This window comes from Paenibacillus xerothermodurans (assembly GCF_002220865.2).
In the GTDB taxonomy this organism is placed as follows: domain Bacteria; phylum Bacillota; class Bacilli; order Paenibacillales; family NBRC-103111; genus Paenibacillus_S; species Paenibacillus_S xerothermodurans.
The window spans coordinates 83,601-102,310 of record NZ_NHRJ02000009.1 but is presented as its reverse complement, the minus strand read 5'-3'; the positions used below and the strand labels follow the sequence as shown (position 1 = coordinate 102,310).

19 protein-coding genes and 1 pseudogene are annotated in these 18,710 nt (G+C 52.9%); 11 read left to right on the top strand and 9 right to left on the bottom strand.

All coding sequences use genetic code 11. The annotated features are described in order from the left end of the window. Positions 1-77: 77 nt before the first annotated feature. Entirely contained in the window at positions 78-2,393 is a 2,316-nt protein-coding gene (locus CBW46_RS14850) for a helicase C-terminal domain-containing protein (RefSeq protein WP_089200780.1), read from the top strand. Positions 2,394-2,461: 68 nt separating this feature from the next. Here the strand turns inward: CBW46_RS14850 and CBW46_RS14845 are convergent, their stop codons facing one another. Beyond that, positions 2,462-2,776: a hypothetical protein gene (locus CBW46_RS14845; protein ID WP_133253996.1), complete on the bottom strand. Its 315-nt coding sequence runs from the start codon at positions 2,774-2,776 to the stop codon at positions 2,462-2,464. Between the two features lie 43 nt (positions 2,777-2,819). Continuing rightward, positions 2,820-3,023: a CsbD family protein gene (locus CBW46_RS14840; RefSeq protein WP_089200778.1), complete on the bottom strand. Its 204-nt coding sequence runs from the start codon at positions 3,021-3,023 to the stop codon at positions 2,820-2,822. 183 nt (positions 3,024-3,206) lie between these two features. Here CBW46_RS14840 and CBW46_RS14835 point away from each other — a divergent pair, with 183 nt between their 5' ends. The 3 genes from CBW46_RS14835 to CBW46_RS14825 all read left to right on the top strand — a co-directional run bounded on the left by CBW46_RS14835 (position 3,207) and on the right by CBW46_RS14825 (position 5,843). After that, positions 3,207-3,656 (top strand): VOC family protein, encoded by a 450-nt coding sequence (locus CBW46_RS14835; protein ID WP_089200777.1) that lies wholly within the window; start codon positions 3,207-3,209, stop codon positions 3,654-3,656. Positions 3,657-3,671: 15 nt separating this feature from the next. Further along, entirely contained in the window at positions 3,672-4,445 is a 774-nt protein-coding gene (locus tag CBW46_RS14830) for a uracil-DNA glycosylase family protein (RefSeq protein ID WP_089200776.1), read from the top strand. A 276-nt stretch (positions 4,446-4,721) separates the two neighbouring features. Next, entirely contained in the window at positions 4,722-5,843 is a 1,122-nt protein-coding gene (locus CBW46_RS14825) for a glycoside hydrolase family 88/105 protein (RefSeq protein ID WP_089200775.1), read from the top strand. A 260-nt stretch (positions 5,844-6,103) separates the two neighbouring features. Here the strand turns inward: CBW46_RS14825 and CBW46_RS14815 are convergent, their stop codons facing one another. Together CBW46_RS14815 and CBW46_RS21520 are read right to left on the bottom strand one after the other, a co-directional pair. Further along, positions 6,104-6,346, bottom strand: coding sequence for a hypothetical protein (locus CBW46_RS14815; RefSeq protein ID WP_089200773.1), 243 nt, complete (start codon positions 6,344-6,346; stop codon positions 6,104-6,106). 280 nt (positions 6,347-6,626) lie between these two features. Further along, positions 6,627-6,902: a hypothetical protein gene (locus CBW46_RS21520; protein ID WP_089200772.1), complete on the bottom strand. Its 276-nt coding sequence runs from the start codon at positions 6,900-6,902 to the stop codon at positions 6,627-6,629. 226 nt (positions 6,903-7,128) lie between these two features. Here CBW46_RS21520 and CBW46_RS14805 point away from each other — a divergent pair, with 226 nt between their 5' ends. The 6 genes and pseudogenes from CBW46_RS14805 to CBW46_RS14780 all read left to right on the top strand — a co-directional run bounded on the left by CBW46_RS14805 (position 7,129) and on the right by CBW46_RS14780 (position 11,754). Next, positions 7,129-7,533, top strand: a complete 405-nt coding sequence (locus CBW46_RS14805) for a DUF2188 domain-containing protein (RefSeq protein ID WP_089200771.1) — start codon at positions 7,129-7,131, stop codon at positions 7,531-7,533. Between the two features lie 56 nt (positions 7,534-7,589). Then, positions 7,590-8,462, top strand: a complete 873-nt coding sequence (locus tag CBW46_RS14800) for an SDR family oxidoreductase (protein ID WP_089200770.1) — start codon at positions 7,590-7,592, stop codon at positions 8,460-8,462. 199 nt (positions 8,463-8,661) lie between these two features. Continuing rightward, positions 8,662-9,009 carry a Dabb family protein gene (locus tag CBW46_RS14795; protein ID WP_089200769.1) on the top strand — a complete coding sequence of 116 codons (348 nt, stop codon included), beginning with the start codon at positions 8,662-8,664 and terminating at the stop codon, positions 9,007-9,009. Positions 9,010-9,194: 185 nt separating this feature from the next. After that, a complete protein-coding gene (locus CBW46_RS14790) occupies positions 9,195-9,416 on the top strand; it encodes a DUF1540 domain-containing protein (protein WP_089200768.1) in 222 nt (73 codons plus the stop codon). A gap of 197 nt (positions 9,417-9,613) precedes the next feature. Beyond that, positions 9,614-10,647, top strand: a pseudogene (locus CBW46_RS14785) (LLM class flavin-dependent oxidoreductase). 225 nt (positions 10,648-10,872) lie between these two features. Next, complete coding sequence (locus tag CBW46_RS14780; RefSeq protein ID WP_089200767.1) at positions 10,873-11,754, top strand: NAD(P)-dependent oxidoreductase; 882 nt, start codon at positions 10,873-10,875, stop codon at positions 11,752-11,754. 51 nt (positions 11,755-11,805) lie between these two features. Here the strand turns inward: CBW46_RS14780 and larA are convergent, their stop codons facing one another. Together larA and CBW46_RS14770 are read right to left on the bottom strand one after the other, a co-directional pair. After that, positions 11,806-13,089, bottom strand: coding sequence for a nickel-dependent lactate racemase (gene larA, locus CBW46_RS14775; RefSeq protein WP_089200766.1), 1,284 nt, complete (start codon positions 13,087-13,089; stop codon positions 11,806-11,808). 17 nt (positions 13,090-13,106) lie between these two features. After that, positions 13,107-14,264 carry a glycerate kinase gene (locus CBW46_RS14770; protein ID WP_089200765.1) on the bottom strand — a complete coding sequence of 386 codons (1,158 nt, stop codon included), beginning with the start codon at positions 14,262-14,264 and terminating at the stop codon, positions 13,107-13,109. A gap of 157 nt (positions 14,265-14,421) precedes the next feature. On the opposite strand from CBW46_RS14770, the gene CBW46_RS14765 reads away from it, so the two are divergent. Further along, positions 14,422-15,540 carry a CdaR family transcriptional regulator gene (locus tag CBW46_RS14765; protein WP_089200764.1) on the top strand — a complete coding sequence of 373 codons (1,119 nt, stop codon included), beginning with the start codon at positions 14,422-14,424 and terminating at the stop codon, positions 15,538-15,540. A 252-nt stretch (positions 15,541-15,792) separates the two neighbouring features. Here the strand turns inward: CBW46_RS14765 and CBW46_RS21365 are convergent, their stop codons facing one another. From CBW46_RS21365 to CBW46_RS22090, 3 genes are all read right to left on the bottom strand, one after another. Beyond that, positions 15,793-15,963, bottom strand: coding sequence for a hypothetical protein (locus tag CBW46_RS21365; RefSeq protein WP_165842326.1), 171 nt, complete (start codon positions 15,961-15,963; stop codon positions 15,793-15,795). A 177-nt stretch (positions 15,964-16,140) separates the two neighbouring features. Then, positions 16,141-17,793, bottom strand: coding sequence for a glutamine--tRNA ligase/YqeY domain fusion protein (locus tag CBW46_RS14755; RefSeq protein ID WP_089200763.1), 1,653 nt, complete (start codon positions 17,791-17,793; stop codon positions 16,141-16,143). A gap of 173 nt (positions 17,794-17,966) precedes the next feature. Beyond that, entirely contained in the window at positions 17,967-18,698 is a 732-nt protein-coding gene (locus tag CBW46_RS22090; RefSeq protein ID WP_207802294.1) for a 3D domain-containing protein, read from the bottom strand. Positions 18,699-18,710: the final 12 nt, after the last annotated feature.

Here is an 18,710-nt window from a genome sequence, read left to right as displayed (position 1 = left end):
ATTTTTTCTTTGCTCGCCTTCGTGATACACTGATGGAACGAACGTTCCCTTACTTTTAAAAAAATAGGTGGTATCTTATGCCAGATACGATACATGTAGCTGTGAGAGCGTTAGTCGAATATGTGTTCCGGACAGGAAGCATCGATTACGGCTTTCGGACAGCGGCCTCCCTCACGGAAGGCACCAAAGCCCATCAAAGGGTGCAGAAGCAGTATGCGGAGTTGGATCAAAAAGAATTGTATTTGTCCGCAGAAGTGGCGCATGACGACCTGTTGTTTGTGATTGATGGACGATGCGACGGTCTGTTGGCAGCTGATGACGGAGTGACGGTGGATGAAATCAAGTCGACATCCGGTGACTTGGCTCTCATTACCGCGGAATCGTACCCCGTGCATTGGGCACAGGCCAATTGCTATGCGTATATGTACGCCAAGGAGCACGGAACCCGGCGTATGCGCGTTCAGCTCACCTATGTGCAGGTGGATACCGGTGAGCAGAAGCAGTTCATGCGAGAAACGACGTATGAGGAGCTGCAAGCGTTTGTATTGGACGTGGTACGGCAATACTCTCCTTTTGCCAAATTGATGCAGCGGCATCAGCTTGCCAGAAATGCGAGCATTGCGGAGCTGACATTTCCGTTCGACGCATTCAGAGAAGGCCAGCGCAAACTGATTGGAGCGGTGTATAAAACGATCGAAGCCGGCACCAGCTTGTTCGCCCAAGCGCCGACCGGTGTAGGCAAAACGATATCCACTACTTTTCCGACCGTGAAAGCGATGGAGAGAGGGCTGCTCCACCGGCTATTCTATTTGACTGCCAAGACGATCACCAGAACAGCGGCGGAAGAAGCTTTTTCATTAATGCAAGCGAAGGGTCTTCGTATGCATGTGGTGACCATCACGGCGAAGGATAAGGTCTGCTTTCAAGCGGAAACGCGATGTACCAGGGAGGCCTGCGACTATGCTGACGGTTACTATGACCGGGTGAATGAGGGATTGCTGGATCTATTGTCGAACGAAACCTTGATGACCCGACAGGTGATTGAGAGGTATGCCCGCAAGCATCGGCTCTGCCCGTTCGAGTTCTCGCTTGACGCCGCCTACGCGGCTGACGCGGTGATTTGCGACTACAATTATGTGTTCGATCCCCGCGTGTCGTTGAAAAGGCAATTGGCCGAGCAAAAAAAGCACACCGTTCTGCTGATTGACGAGGCGCACAACTTGGTAGATCGCACTAGAGATATGTTCTCCGCAGAACTGCTCAAGTCGCAGTTTTTGGCCTTGCAGAGGGAGTTCAAAGGGGTGAACAGGGATCTGTATGAGGCGGCAAAAGCTGTGAATGATTATTTCATAGCGCTGCGCAAACAAAGCACAGTCGGACAGAGTGTCCAAACGCAACTGCCGCACAAGCTGGTTGAGTTGGCGGAAGCCTTTGCCGCCAGTGCCACGTTGGAATTGGCATCAGGCGCACTGGCGCACGACCATGCGATGTTGCTCGATACGTATTTTGCCGCACTCAGCTTCGGGCGGATAGCACAGCTATACGATCAGCGGTATGTCACTTTGATTGATGCTAGCAAGAGCGAGGTCAGGGTGAGATTGTTCTGCATAGATCCTTCGCAGCTGCTGCGGCAGATCGGCAAAGGTTATCGGTCGCACATTTATTTCTCAGCCACTCTGTCTCCCCGTGATTACTACATGGACATGCTCGGAGCCGATCAGGATGATTATACGGTAGCGATACCTTCTCCTTTTGCGCGTGACCAGCTAGAGGTGAGCATTCTTCCGTTATCCACCCGATATCGTGACCGCGAGCGCACGAAGGAGCCTTTGGTCGCGTTACTCCGGGAGCTGACGCAAACCAGGCCGGGAAATTACCTGTTTTTCTTTCCCTCATATGAGTATATGCACAGTGTATATGAAGCCTTTGCCGAAGAGGCACGAGGCGTGCGGACGATTGTTCAGCAGATGAACATGCCTGAGGAGGAGCGCGAACGTTTTCTTGCTGAATTCACTGCAGATAATGAGCAGGCTTTTGCAGGTTTTGCGGTGATGGGAGGCATCTTTTCGGAAGGAATCGATCTGGTCGGTGACCGGTTGACCGGCGTGGTTGTGGTGGGTGTTGGATTGCCGCAAATCGGTTTGGAGCGGGAGATTATCAAAGACCATTTCAATGCTTCCGGCAAAAAAGGATATGTCTACGCCTACGTTTACCCCGGTATGAACAAGGTACTGCAGGCCGGCGGACGCCTGATCCGTTCCGAGCATGACCGCGGGCTGCTGGTGTTGGTGGATGACCGCTATCTGCAGGCCCAGTATCAGCGGCTGCTGCCGGATGAGTGGAAGCATTACACGGTGCTGCAGCCGCAAACGCCGCCCGGGGAGGGGCTTTAGTCCCCGAACGGTGACACAGGTGGCGTGCCGCCACGTCCCAACGGCGCTCGCACGCCCTACTGCCGCGCCTAGCCCGGCTGTGGCCCCCGCCGGCAGCTACGCATACGGCCGGCTGTGGCCCACGCCTGCAGCTGGCGCATACGGCCGGCTGTGGCCCACGCCTGCAGCTGGCGCATACGCCGGGCTGCGGCCCCCGCCGGCAGCTGCGCATGCGGCCGGCTGTAGCCCCACGCCTGCAGCTGCGCACACGCCTGGCTGCGACGCCCCGCCCCGCTGCCGCGCGTACGCGTGGCTGCGCGGCCAGTGTCACACGCCTGCAGCGAAAGCAAACAAACAGGACCGCCCTGAGAAGGCGGTCCTGTTTGTATAATGGCTGGATTCATTGGTGCGCCCGGTTGTTACCGCGTCCAACGAACCTGCGGATATTTAAACTCTGTGCATATTACTCCATTGGTGATACTCCCGCTCCGCATCCTCTTTCGCGTAGCCGTATCGCTCCTGTAACTTACCGATGAGCTTCTCGCGCTCGCCGTCAATCACATCCAAATCATCGTTCGTCAGCTTGCCCCATTGTTTCTGGACTTCGCCTTTCATCTGCATCCACTTACCTTTAAATACGTTGTTGTCCATGGTTATCACTCCTTATTGATGTTGTGAAAACTTATGTCCACGCTTCTTATTACCCTGCGCTGCCCAAATTCAATCAGCCGCGGGTTTTTGCTGCGTCTGTTTAGGGTAATTAACATGATCTGGTTATACTGTGTGTTATATCCGGGACGACATCACAACCAACTCATCGGAGGTGCTTAAACAATGGGCAACATCACACCTTATCTGCGAGTCAGGAACGCGGCGGAAGCCATAGAATTTTACAAGAAGGCATTTGACGCACGGGAGGAGTACCAGCTGCGCGACCCGCGAGGCAGAGTCGGCCATGCAGAGATAACGATCCATGGTTCGCTGCTGCAAATCTCGGACGAGTTTCCGGACTTCCGGATCGTCGGACCCGAGAGCATAGGCGGTACCACGGTGGCGATACACCTGCAGGTAGTCGATGTCGACACCGTGTTCGAGCAGGCGTTTGCGGCCGGTGCCTCGGTTGTTGCGCCCGTGCAGGACCAATTCTTCGGCGAGCGGACAGGCAGCTTGTTGGATCCGTTTGGACATCATTGGATTATCTCAACGACCATCGAAGAGCTGTCGCCTCAAGAGATGCAGGTGAGATATTCTCTACAGTTCATACCAGATGAATCGCAGGAATAGGAGATCATTTCTAAGATGCTAAGCTCCAATCTATTCACCCGCTATGTACCGGCCATAACGAAGCTGCCGCTGAATCAGCGCTTGACCAAGGACGACCTCCTGACCGAGGACTTTTTGCTGCATCAAGAAGGAAAAATCAGCGTGTATTACGCACCTCACAATGAATATATCAACGTCCTTGCGCGGGTTTTGATCGTAGGCATCACCCCGGGCTGGAATCAGATGGAGTTAGCTTTTCGCAAGGCAAGAGGTTACTTGGAGCAGGGGCTGCCCTATGAAGAAATTTGCAAAAAGGTAAAGGCCGACGCCAGATTTGCAGGCTCCATGCGCAGCAATCTGATAGAGATGCTGAACGCATTGGAGCTCCACCGTTGGCTAGGTGTGACCTCCTGTGACGCACTATTTAAAGGCGAAGGGGAACTGCTGCATACAACGGCCATGCTCAAGTATCCCGTGTTCGTCGATCGTCGCAATTATACCGGACACCAGCCTCCGTTGTTGTCGCACGCGTATCTGAAAGAGCAGGCGTATCAGTCTTTGCAAACAGAAGCCACGCTTCTGGACCGTCCACTCATTATACCTCTCGGAAAAACGGTCGAGTCGGTACTGCACTTGCTTGCCGCTGAAGACGTGATTCGCACGGAGCAGTGTGTGTGGGGATTTCCTCATCCATCAGGTGCGAATGGCCATAGGCTTAAACAGTTCGAGCAGTCGTTTGATAGCATGAAAAGCATCATCGGAAAATTTTCTCGCCGGAATCCGATCCAGCACGGCCTCCATGGCATGTAGTTTGAACTGTGCGCGTAGGACGAGGGTGAGACGCGTTTATGTGATAAGTGGTCGCACAAGCACTGTGCTGTTCACTTTCTTTTGTTGCATTGGGAAAAGTCTCGGGGACGCTGAAAATACTCTGCAGCCCTACAAGAAGTTAAAAACGGTCTATTGAAAGAAACGGCTGCCTGACGCAATAATAGCGGTGGGCGTAACGATGATGCGTGCAGGTTTCATGAGCTCAGCCTTTCCGGCAATTCGTGTTCTTTTTCTAATTAAAGGAGGAATATTCATATGAGTGACGTTTGGTCCGTCGTGATGGCAGATTCATTTATGCAAAGATATCCGCTTGTCTCCGATATGCCTTTCCAGAAAAGAAGATGCTGGAATTATGAAAACGGTACAATGATGACCGCCATGGAGCGTATGTACGAGCAGACCGGCGACGAACGCTATTATGATTACATTAAAACCAATATGGATTTATTCATTCAAGAGGACGGATCTATCGCGACGTACAATCTGAACGAGTATAACGTGGATATGATAAACCAGGGCAAAACGCTTTTTCTGCTGTATAACAAAACGGGCGAAGCCAAGTATAAAAAGGCGCTGGATTTGCTGGTGACGCAGTTGAAGGGGCACCCGCGAACGAGTGAGGGCGGATTGTGGCACAAGAAAATATACCCTTTCCAAATGTGGCTCGATGGCGTTTGCATGACATCGCCGTTGCTCGCTGCTTACGGCAAAACGTTCAACGAACCGGAATGGTTCGATGATGTGGCCAATGAGATTTTGCTGATGGAGCGTGTGTCCCGTGATCCGCACACCGGGCTTTTGTACCACGGCTGGGACGAAAGTAAGGAGGAACGTTGGGCGAACAAAGAGACCGGATGTTCTCCGCATTTTTGGGGGCGTGCTGTGGGTTGGTACGTGATGGCTGTTGTAGATGTGCTGGATTTCTTGCCGATCGATCATCCCAAGCGAGGTCAAATTATCGGTATCTTCTACCGTCTGGTACAGGCGCTGTTAAATGTGCAGGACGAGCAGTCGGGCATGTGGTATCAGGTCCTCAACCAAGGCACCCGCAAAGGCAATTACCTCGAAGCATCCGGCACGGCAATGTTCACATGTGCGCTCGCCAAGGGCTGTCGTATGGGCTATTTGGGCAAAGATGCGCTTCAGGCGGCCAGACGCGGCCACCAGGGATTGCTGGAACATTGCGTAGGCAAGGAAGCGGACGGTACATATCACCTCGACAAAATATGCAGCGTGGCCGGATTGGGCAACCGCCCTTACCGTGACGGTTCGTTCTCGTACTACATTAGTGAACCGACCCGCAAAGATGATCCGAAAGGCTTTGCGCCATTCGTTATGGCTTGTCTGGAGATTGAGGCTGCTGCTTCAGTAGAATAACATCGGGGGCATTTGACATGTGGAACCCGGACGGATATTTGCAGTATGAAAAAGGAGCACACGGATTTTTTTCCAGGTGGGCATGAAATCAATGGCTCCCAGTCGTATGCGTGGTTGGAGCAGCAGCTTCAGAGGCAGTAGGCGGTGAGTGCACCGTCCGCTGAGCAGTGCGGCGGCTGTTATAGCATCGATGCAGCCGACCATGCGAACACCGAACAAACAAGCTCCTCCCAACTCATTGGGAGGAGCCTTTTGTTTTCTTAGCGCTTGGTGCGTCTCTTTTTCTTCATTTTTTTGATATGTGCTACGGGACTAAGCGAAGGAGGGCAGCATTCATCTTTGACTACAACCGTGGGGATGTGCTGTGGGATAGGGATGCAATGATGCCGTGTTACGATCTCGATGGGATGGACGATTTGAACCAACTGCGGATGGTACACGTCTTTGTAGATCACTTTCGGCGGATCAATTACCTGACTCGCAGGACATTTAGGACAAGACATCCTTATTCACCTCTTTTGTTGTTGTTCGGGTTCTCTATTGTATATGTCCAGCCGAAGCATTGCGTATGTATGTCTGTCATGCTGCGCGTAAAATCTGTGCAGCCGCCTCTCGCGCGGTGCCCGGCGGCCAGTGCTCTGATGCCAGCCGGGTCCGAGCGATCCAAGTATGCTATTGCGGAGAGCAACGCCCCGCAAGGAGTCTTGCATGGACCGCCGGACCTTTTTCGCGTTATCTGTGAAGTAATTATGTTCACGGGAAACGCAGTATCAGTGCGCGTGATTACTTAGACGGTTTGCTTCCTCCGCGAAATGCTCCATCAAAGGGAACAGCGGCAGCTTGCGGATATTGCTGATAAGGCTGATATGGTGCGGAGTAACCGCCGTAAGTTTGGGGGTACTGCTGCCCATATTGCCCATACGGTTGATATTGCTGCTGCTGTTGGTACTGAGGATACTGCTGATATTGCTGATATTGCTGATATGACGGATACTGTTGAAAAGGATCCGTGTAAGCGCCATATGGACTTTGGCCATATTGGTAAGGATTGTAAGCCATTAAGCAAGAGCTCCTCTCAGGTTCTGAATGATTACCACATCCACATTGTATGTGCTGTTGTAGTACCGGGGTACTTGACCAAATAAAATAGGCTTTGGACATATTTGCATCAAGTTGGGAAATAGTAACATAAATGCCTGTCCAGAAATATTTTCGGCTTGTTTAAAACTCGGGTCATATGGCTAAGTATGTAGCGTAAGGCTATCTCGAGAGGAGGGTTTGATACGTGCCGTGGAACAAGAACGACTATCCCGTGTCCATGAAGAACTTAGAACCCCGCGTGAGAGACAAGGCCATTGAAATAGCCAATGCCCTGCTGGGCGACGGTTATGACGAAGGCCGTGCCATCGCGATTGCAACAGCGAAAGCAAAGGAATGGGATGAGGATCATCCGAGACATGAGCCAAGCAGCAATAAGCCTCAAGCGGTGACCGGTGGCAGTAGAATCCATGTGGTTCCCAATGGGGACGGATGGGCTGTCAAGGAAGAGGGGCAGAAGCCAGCCCGGTTCAAAGCAGAGACCAAAGCGGAAGCAGTGGAGTCAGCGAAGAAATGGGCATCTGACGCGAATACAAGCGCGATAGTCCACCGCAAGGATGGCACTGTGGAAACGTCACATAATTATTCGTAGCACACGACAGCATCAAAGCTGGTCAACCGGCTTATATCGAAAGGAGAGAAGCACAAATGAGTACAGCGCAAAAGGGTACACAGCAAACGTTACCTCCACAGCATCAGGATCGTCAGCCGGGCGTGGAAACCCAGATGAATCCACAGCCTGACACAGTTGACCGTAAGTATAAGGGCAGCGGTAAGCTGCAAGGCAAAATCGCTATCATCACCGGAGGTGACAGCGGCATCGGTAAGGCTGCCGCTGTGTGCTATGCGGCCGAGGGAGCGGATCTCGCGATTGTGTATCTCAACGAGGATAAGGATGCACAGGAGACAGCACGTTTAATCGAGGAGCAGGGTCGCCAATGCCTTCTGATTGCCGGTGACATCGGCGATGAAGAGTTTTGTCAGCGAGCTGTTAAGCAAACCATCGAGAAGTTCGGCAAGCTTGATATTCTGGTGAATAATGCGGCGGAACAGCATCCTCAGCAGAGCATTGAGGACATCACTCAGGAGCAGCTGGAGAAGACTTTTCGGACGAATATCTTCTCTATGTTTTACTTGACGAAGGCCGCTCTGCCGCATTTGAAGGAAGGGTCTGTGATCATCAATACCGCTTCGATCACCGCTTACAAGGGAAATCCGACGCTGCTGGACTACTCGTCCACCAAAGGTGCAATCGTTGCGTTTACCCGTTCTTTGTCCATGAATTTGGCGGAAAAGGGGATTCGGGTCAACGGTGTAGCGCCTGGCCCAATTTGGACGCCGTTGATTCCATCCACGTTCGACGCGGAGAAGGTATCCAAATTCGGCGCCAACACGCCGATGAAACGGCCTGGTCAGCCGGAGGAGCTGGGGCCGGCTTACGTGTTCCTGGCTTCGGACGACTCCTCCTACGTGTCCGGGCAGTTCCTTCACATTAACGGCGGAGATATCGTTAACGGCTAATTGCCTTGTGCGGGCGGAATCGACGTATATGCCGCTGTTTGCACAACGATGAGCATCGCACGACAATGGGGATGTGACTGGCATCTGACTTCAGATCCGGGGCATCCCTTTTGTTGTTTAGGAATGGCGCGCCCACGCGACCGGTGGTTCTCTCAGTTTACTGGTAGAGTCGTGCAGTTGCCGTGTGGTACAATATGGCATGGAAGTATACGCTTTCAAAACCACAACGAAAGTGGAGGAGTTCAATATGGTCGAGCATCTGGTCTTTTTCAAGCTGCATGAGAGCACATCGGAACAAGACAAACAGCACATTATCAGCACACTGCACAAATTAAAGGAGATACCCGGCATTACCGAGTTCTCGGCAGGTTTGAATCATTCTGCAGAGGGAAAAAGCAAAGGATTTGAAGTTGGCATGCGGATAGGCTTTCAAGATCGGGCTGCACTGGACTCCTATTTGCCGCATCTACTGCACACGTCGACGATTGATGGTATCCGGCATCATTTTGCCGATGTCTTTGTTTTCGATTATACATGGGGGGCATAGCCGGACCGTCTGACCGGGGCGAACCGGAGTACATATTAACAGCAACATCCGCTGCAATGGACCAAGCGGTCGAAGCACGCCTCCGTGTACCATCGTCTACACATTCGTCACAGCGGAAGGATAGCACTCTGGGCGTTCTGAAGTGGTTAGGCGAAAGTAGAACAGGGTCACGTGAGGTGATAATAATGGAAAATCCTATGGTAAAATGCAGTATTGCCAACTGCGAATACTGGGAGCCGGGCAATAACTGCCACGCAGAAGTTATTATGATCGAGGTGAACGCCCACGCGGGTAAATCACAGCCGGAGCACAAAGGCGGGGAGGGTTACGATAGCCGTCACAAGGATACCGCCGCCGGGGTCACCGACACCTGTTGCCAAACATTTGAGGAACGAAAGACTCATTAAGGCATGCTGTCCACCGCCAAGCGGAAACGAGCAGATTCCTTTCTCGGAGAGGGATCTGCTTTTTTTGTCCCGATATAGCTGTGGTATTATGACAAAGGGGACAGGAGCGGCAGAGCCTTCTGGAACAGTTTTATTCATAAGAGCCCAAGAGCGTTAAGCAGTAAAAGTGTGAACGATACAGTTTGAAACATGGAGGGATGGCATTGAAACTCAGCGTACTGGACCAATCCCCCATTTCGGAGGGCAGCGACGCGGTAGAGGCGTTGGCGAATACAGCCCGGCTGGCTCAGGAGGCTGAACGGCTGGGTTATCACCGGTTTTGGGTGTCTGAACACCACTTTACCAAGCACCTGGCCGGATCAAGTCCGGAGGTGCTCATTTCGCATCTCGGTGCTAAAACATCGAAGATACGTATCGGCTCCGGCGGCGTGATGCTGCCCCATTACAGTCCTTACAAAGTAGCAGAGAACTTCCGTCTGTTGGAAGGTCTATACCCAGGTCGAATAGATCTGGGAGTAGGGCGCGCCCCGGGAGGGATGCCGCTTGCCACCCGGGCATTGCAGGAGGGAAACAGCGCTCTGGGAATGGATCGTTATCCTGATCAACTGCCGGACTTGGCCGCCTATTTGCATGACGCCGCCGATGAGAACCATCGGTTTGCCGGCCTGCGCGCCACGCCTATGGTGCCAACTGCGCCTGAAGTATGGCTGCTCGGCTCCAGCGATGAAAGCGCCAGATTGGCGGCGTGCACAGAGGGGCCGGATTTGCCTTCGCCCACTTCATCAATGGTTTCGGCGGGGCGGAGGCGATGCGCTGGTACCAACAGAATTTCCGCCCGTCGATGTTGGGTGACGAACCCAAGTCGATCGTGGCCGTTTTCGCCATCTGCGCTGAGACGGAACAGGAGGCGGACGCAGCTGCTTCCAGCCTGGACTTGTCGCTGCTGCTGCTGGAGAAAGGCAGAGGCATGAACCAGCAGGGCTTTCCCTCGGTCGGCAAAGCAGCTCGTTATCCGTACACCGATTACGATCGCCACCGGATTGAGGCGAACCGCACACGGATGATCGTCGGAACACCGGAACAGGTCAAAACCCAGATGCTGGATATGAGCGAGCGATACAATGCATCGGAGATGATGGTTGTCACGCTCATTCATGATTTTGGCACAAAGCTCAAATCATACAGGCTTCTCGCTGAGGCATTTGAGCTTGGGGGCTCGCACGCGGAATAGGGGGTGTGCCCTCGTATAGCACGTGGGCCAAGCTCCACTCGGCATGGCCTCAAGTTCATCGTTTGGATTTCCGCTGAGACCATATTTTTTTACACATAACGGGGGCCGTATTCTTAACTTGCCAGGTTAAACTTGGTATACTGAGGAGGACAACTAGAGGGTACTGCGGGGACTGCATTCATTTTCTGTATTTAGATGGGGAAGCTCATGAAAGGTGGCGGAAAGATGGAGTTCAACAAAGATCAGACTGTGGTTGGATTTGTAGGAACAGGCGTGATGGGAAAAAATATGGCGGGACATTTTCTCAGTGCCGGCTATCAGGTGCACGTGTATAACCGAACCAAGGCTAAGGCGGAAGATCTCATCGAAAAGGGTGCGCAGTGGCAGGACTCACCAGGTGAGCTGGCTCGGCACTGCAATGTCATTATCACCATGGTGGGCTTTCCACGAGACGTCGAGGAAGTATACTTGGGTGAGCAAGGGATTTTAGGCAATGCCAAGCCTAACAGCTATCTGATCGACATGACCACGTCGAGTCCCGCTCTTGCTAGACGTATCTATGATGCGGCACGCGAACGGCAAATGTATTCTCTTGACGCTCCGGTATCGGGTGGGGATGTGGGTGCCAAGGAGGCGCGGCTTTCTATTATGGTTGGCGGTGACCGTGATGTTTTTGACAAGGTGCTGCCTTTGTTGGAATTTATGGGAACCAATATTGTGTATCAAGGTGAAGCGGGTGCCGGCCAGCATACCAAGATGTGTAACCAGATCGCGATTGCCAGTAACATGATCGGCGTGTGCGAAGCATTGGTCTATGCTAGAAAGGCGGGACTGGACCCGACCACCGTGCTAAAGAGTATCGAAACAGGAGCTGCCGGCAGCTGGTCGCTGAGCAATCTGGCACCTCGCATCATCGCAGGCAACTTCGCCCCAGGCTTCTACGTGAAGCACTTCATCAAAGATATGGGCATTGCCCTGCAGTCGGCAGCAGAGATGAAACTGGACACGCCCGGACTGGCATTGGCTAAGTCTTTGTATGAACAGCTGGCCGCTATGGGCGAAGAAAACAGCGGGACACAGGCCTTATATAAGGTAATAGATAAATAAAACGAAAGCTGTCCTCCAGGTGAATATCCACTGGGGGACAGCTTTTTTCGCTTAGACGCTGGGGATAGGCTGTTTTTCGTCCACATAGGGAATCGTCAGCGGGCCTTGAGGGAGCACCGCCACGGACATGTTTTCCCCATAGATGTGCTGCAGTTCCTTTAGCTTATCGGTTATATCGTGCATTGGCTTTAGCATCGCGCTGCGGATTTCTTCATCCGGTAAACTCGATTGCACATACACGTCGGCCCAGGTTTGGATAACTGCTTGCTTCTGCACCTGCCACTGGTCAAACATCTGGTAGGACGGATCCTCGATCATAGCGAGCAGCTGCTGCGGCGTGTCGGCGCTCCGGAGGATTTTTGCATAGTTGCCGTGATTCGGGATGCCGTCCGAGCATTCGGCTGCACAGAGAATAGCACCTCCCTGCTTGACGATTTGGTGTGCGGCGCTCATGCCTTTGACCGCTTGATACAGGTTCTGGTCAAGGGGATATCCTGAATTTGATGTGATCACGACATCAAACCGCTCCTCGCACCTGACCATGGCGTGCTCTTTGGCAAAGGCGCAGCCCTCGGCATGTGCAGCGAAGAGCTCGCCGGCGAAGACGCCGGTGATCTCCTTTTTTCCGTTTAAGGTCACGTTTAACAAAAATTCGGGCTTGCACATGAGGTTAATTTCACGTGCCATCTCCTGCAGCGGGTTATTCACCATATTGCCCCAGGTAGACAGAGGATTTCCGATCATCCGGGCATTATGGAACGACATGATCGTATCAAGCCCGGCTATGCCCGGCATGATTCCTTTGCACCCTCCGGAAAACCCGGCGAAGAAGTGCGGTTCAATAAAGCCGGTAACGATGCGGAAGTCGGCTTCGACATATTCTTTGTTCAAATATGCCTCACAGCCAAACCGGCTGTCCCCCACCTTAACAAGCTCCTGCGCATTTTGACAGTGGTGATTGATCACCCGGACATTTTCTACGACCCAGCTCCCTAACATTTGCACGAATTCTTCCCGGGTTTGGTCACGATGTGTGCCGGTGCCGTTAATAATGGTGATTTGCTCCAACGGTACGTGGCCGAGCTCCTGTATAATCCATGGGACGAGCTTGTGGTTCGGTGTGGGCCGTGTGATGTCGCTGATCACTATCGCTACTCGGTCCGTGGCTTTCACCATGCTGCGAAGAGCCGGGCTGCCGATTGGGTTACGCAGAGCCTCAATAACCGCCTGTTCCTCGTGCTTGATGCCGGGGATATCATGGGGCTCGACCAGCACCGCATGATCCGGCACCTCGATAGAAAGACCATGCTGGCCGTACAACAGCGTTGTTTTCAGAAAACCTCTCTCCTTTGTTAGGCGCGATTTGGCTGCGGAATGCCAGCTGCACAGAATGTCCGCAGTACTTGCTCTGCAGTGGCCTCCAGCAGCTCCGCAGCACGCGCCATTGCTTCCTGCAGCGATAGTGGGCCGCCTGCGATGCTATGTACACTGCGGATGCCAACGTCATACAAGGCATCTATGCCTGCACCTACTGAGCCGGCTAAGGCGATGGTCGGCACATTGTACTTGTTCGCCTCTTGGGCGATGCCCATCGGGGTCTTGCCCGATGCGGTCTGGTAATCGATTTGGCCTTCACCCGTGATCACCAAATCTGCGTCCCGCAGATGCTCATGCAGTCTTGAATATTGTATAACCACATCAATGCCCCGCCTAATCGTGGTGGGGAAAAAGGCCAAAAACGCAGCGCCAATACCGCCTGCGGCTCCCGCGCCTGGCATCTCATGCACCCGCACACCAGTGTGGGCTTCAATCAGGTCGGCCCACACCGCCATGTTCCGTTCCAGCTCGTCGACGATGGAGGGGGTGGCTCCTTTCTGCGGCCCAAATACGTGGGACGCGCCGTGCGGGCCGAGCAGCGGGTTCTGTACGTCGGTCGCGATCAGAAAGCGTGACTCCGCGATCCGTGGATCGAGGACTGTTGCGTCGATGGTCGCGATGCGGCTGAGTGATCCGCCGCCTCGGGCGACGGGCTGGCCTGCTGCGTCCAGCAGCCGGACGCCGAGCGCCTCGAGCATGCCGGCCCCGCCATCGTTGGTAGCGCTGCCACCCAAAGCGAGAATGAATTCACGGCAGCCGGCGGCCAGCGCCTGCTTGATTAATTCACCGGTGCCGAACGTTGTGGCATTGAGCGGGTCGCGCTGTTCGGGCGTGATGAGGCACAAGCCGGAAGCTGCGGCCATCTCTACGATGGCGACGCGGTAGTCCGGTCCTAGCAGGCCGTACGCCGCATCCACGGGAGCGCCAAGCGGCCCGGTCACCGATGCTGCGACTTTCCTGCCGCCGGCCGCACCGATCAGGCTGTCCATTGTTCCCTCTCCGCCGTCGGCGACCGGTACCAGAACGGTGACAGCTTCAGGCAAAAACCGTTTGATCCCTTTTTCGATAGCTCCAGCCGCATCGGCCGCAGAGATGCTGCCTTTGAATGAATCCGGAGCGATAATGATTTTCATACATAACGCCGCCTTTCGCCAGCAATAAACGCTGTTATTAGCTCAATTATAAAGGACGACGATGCAAGAAGAATTAGCCGCAGTATACAAAAAACTCACAGAACAGTACAATTAATTTGTACAATCGCACTAAAACACAGCATAGGAGGGCAAGTGGATGCTGACCACTGATTTGGCGGAAACGATAGTGCAGGAGACGATGACAAGGCTGCGTCGCAACATTAACATGATGGATGAGAACGGTTACATCATTGCCTCCGGAGACAGCACACGGCTTGGTGAACTCCATGAAGGCGCGCGCGAGGCGATACGAACCGGTCGCCCGCTCATCATTGATCGGGAGAATGAGGCAAAGTGGAAGGGCAGCGTCTCTGGCATAAACGTGCCCGTGATGTTCCGCGGCGACGTGGTTGGCGTGATAGGAATCACAGGAGATCCGGCAGAAGTGGTCGAGTTTGGGGAAATTGTAAAGATGACCACGGAGCTTATGCTTCAACAATCCTTTATGATTTCGCAAGGGGAATGGCAGCAGCGCACCAAAGAGATGATCATGGAAGAACTTCTTAAGGCACAGCCGGACTTCACCAAGGTGGATGATCGCTTGCATTTGCTTCAGCTAACGCTGCAGCCTCCGTTCGAAGCCCTAGTGCTGCAAACGGAAACCCGCAGTTTTTTTGATAACCGCCGCTTGCTCAGGCTGATAGAGGACAGTTTGGGGGAAAAGGTGTTGATGAGTGTGGGAAGCTATGAGAGGATATTTATCCTGCTGACCGGACTGACTGAGTCACAGGCAGAGCACACGCGAGGCATGCTGCAGCAGACGCTTGCACACAGCGGATTCAATGTGCGCATCGGGTACACATCGGCAGCGCCGACACGCATTGACATACCTGCCGCGTTCAGTGAAGCAGGGCTCGCCCTGCTATTCGGAGACAAGAAAAGCCCGCTGGTCTCCTATCAAGGATTGGAACCGCAGGCGATAGTGCATCTGTCTGACGACGACCATAAACGCAGGTTCGCAGCACGTATCCTGTCGGGGGTATCCGAGCAGTTGGTGGGGACGCTGCAGGTGTTTTTCGACAGCGGATTGAACATCCAATCGGCCGCGCAAGCGCTGTATATACACCGCAACACGCTGATTTACCGGCTGAAGCGCATACGCGAACTCACCGGCTGTGACCCGCAGCTGTTTCAGGATGCGGCGGCCTTGCAAATGGCAGTGTGGATAGTCGCGCAGGGGCATGGCAGCAAACCACATCGGGGGCGCCAACAGTAGGATAAGTCACTTGAAACAGAACGTCGGGAAAACCGCCAAACTCATACATTGTGTCATAGATCGCGTCCGTCGCAGTGAAGGACTGTGTTCCACTGACCCAATGCGCGCTGAATAAAACGACAGCTTCCGGTGTACTAAACTGCTCACCCATTCGACGCATATCAGATAAGTCAGGATATATATTTCTCACAAACGCAAAAAGCCGCCCCGCGGCGGAAGCAGCCTTGCACTGAGAGTGGTATGTAGCTCCATTCACAGCTTGATGCCGCATTTTTTCACAAGAGTCGGCCAGCGCAGGACGAACATCTCTTTCCACTTGTCTGACGGAATAGCTTCGACCCAGTTGGCAATTTGATCGAGCTCCATCTCGTGCAGTTTGTTCACGACCTTTTGTTTTTCGCGTACTTCTTCTGTCAGCAGCATGAAGATCCCTCCAAATGAAATCATCTAACAAAACATGATATGCACATCCGATGGCGAATATGCTCACATTGCCTCACATGACAATTGTGCGGTGAGTGGCTGGGCCAAGCACCAACAAAAAGACCACCAATCACAACAACGTAATTGATGGTCCTGATCGACGCGATGGTAATGCGTTTAGATAACAAAAGAGCTTTTGAGTGACACAACACGATTGTAAACCAGATGATCAGCTGTAGAATGCTTCGGATCCACGTTAAAGTAGCCATGGCGGAAAAATTGGAACTTGTCGTTGCCGCTAGCTTCCTTCATGTTCGGTTCGACAAAGCCGTGCAGTGTTTCTAAAGAGTTAGGGTTAATGCGGTCGAGGAATGAATCGCCCTCTTCTTCTGCGTCATCCATAATGAGCGGCTCGTACAGACGGCACTCAGCAGGCAGCGCATGCCTTGCGTCCACCCAGTGGATAGTGCCCTTAACCTTGCGTCCGGTAAAACCGGTGCCGCTTTTCGTCTCGGGATCGTAGGTGCAGTGAATTTCCGTGATGTTGCCGTCGGCATCTTTTATGAAATCATTGCACTTAATGAAATACGCGTTCTTCAAGCGCACTTCGTTGCCGGGAAACAGACGGAAATACTTGCTCGGCGGATTTTCCATGAAATCGTCCTGCTCAATGTAGATTTCGCGGGAAAATGGAATCTGTCGGGCTCCCATCTCAGGGTTTTCCGGGTTAATCTCGGCGTCGAGCATTTCTACCTGATCTTCCGGGTAGTTCGTGATGACAACCTTCAGCGGGCGCAGTACCGCCATCGTACGCGGTGCCTTCAACTTCAGGTCCTCCCTTATAAAATGCTCGAGCATCCGCTCATCCACGACACTGTTAGCCTTGGTCACGCCGGTCTCCCGCACAAAATTGCGAATCGATTCGGGTGTATATCCTTTGCGCCGCATCCCCGAGATGGTCGGCATCCGCGGATCGTCCCACCCGTCAACGACATTTTCTTCCACAAGCTGTTTAAGGAACCGTTTGCTCATCACCGTATTGGTCAAATTAAGCCGTGCAAACTCATACTGGCGAGGTTGATGCGGCATCTCGCATTCTGCAACCACCCAATCGTAAAAAGGCCGTTGATCTTCGAACTCCAACGTACAGATGGAGTGGGTGACACCTTCTATTGCATCCTCGATCGGATGAGCGAAGGCATACATAGGGTAGATGCACCACTTATCGCCTGTGTTGTGATGTGTGGCGTATGAGATCCGATACAACGCAGGGTCACGTAAGTTCATGTTCGGGGAGCCCATATCGATTTTGGCACGCAAAATTTTATCGCCTTCCTTGAACTCTCCCTTACGCATCCGCTCGAACAAATCCAGATTTTCTTCCACGGTCCGGTCTCGGTGCGGGCTGTTCTTGCCAGGCTCGGTCAAGGTGCCGCGGGTGAGGCGTATCTCCTCGGCAGACTGGTCGTCCACATAAGCTTTACCCTTTTTGATCAGCAGGACGGCACGATCGTACATCTCATCAAAATAATCAGAGGCGAAAAACAGTCCGTCCCATTCGTAGCCGAGCCAGCGTACGTCCTCCTTGATCGATTCGACGAACTCGACATCCTCTTTCAGTGGATTCGTATCATCGAACCGGAGGTACGTGCGTCCTTTGAATTCATCGGCCACATCAAAGTTAATGCTGATCGACTTTGCATGCCCGATGTGCAAATATCCGTTCGGCTCAGGCGGAAAACGCGTTACGACATGGTCGACCCGGCCGGATTTCAAATCTTCTATGACAATATTCTTGATAAAATGGGATGATGCAGATGGGTTTTCCAAGTCCAATCAACCTTTCTCACGTAATAGTTTATCTTAATATAATACACAAATTTGTGAAGAAATATAATGGCCCCTACTTTGAATCTATGACTTGGCAGAAAATGAGAAGGATCATGATGAAAAAGCCCAGTGCGGCCGTATCTTTTTTCGTAGAGCGCTTGCATCAATTATGATTAGATACTTTCCGTCGATAGAACGTAGACTTTGACATTAGGTTTTACACCGAAATTGATAGCTTCTCCCACGTCGTTCATAAATACATCGATCCTTGCGCCTTTCACCGCCGAACCTGTATCCTCTGCGGTACGTACGCCAATGCCGTCTATGTATACCTTGGTCCCCAAGGGTATGATATCAGGGTCAACTGCGATCGTCCTGCCTTCTTCCGCTTTACTGCCGCTGAACGTGATGCCGTATTGTGGACTCTCGGGAGTTTTACCGGTTGATTCCACACCGGCGGTATAGGCTGTCAAGGTGGAGCTCAGCACACGTTCGATGCTTTTGAACTGTCCGTCAGGCAGCACAATGGCAGCGTCCGCATCAGGAACGATTAGCCGCTGGCCGACCGTTAGAACGTTCGCATTACTAATATTGTTCTCCATCATAAGCGCTGCTACGGACACATCGAAATCGCGAGCTATCTTTGACAGGGTGTCCCCCCGGTTAACAACATAATGCAGCGGTTGAGGCGGCGGGGCTGGCTGTGCCTCTGCAACAGGCAGTTGTTCATCTGAACTGTCGGCGTCGTTGGGCAAGCCGCAGGGGCAGTGCATTGGCGCGGAAGCGAGCTCTGTGATATGTTGCGCCTCATCGGATGAAGCATGGTAAGCGTCGGCATGCAAGCTGACACCCATCAGCAAGAAAAACAATAGGGCAAATAGATAAGATAGTCGGGCATGAAACATAGATTCAGATCC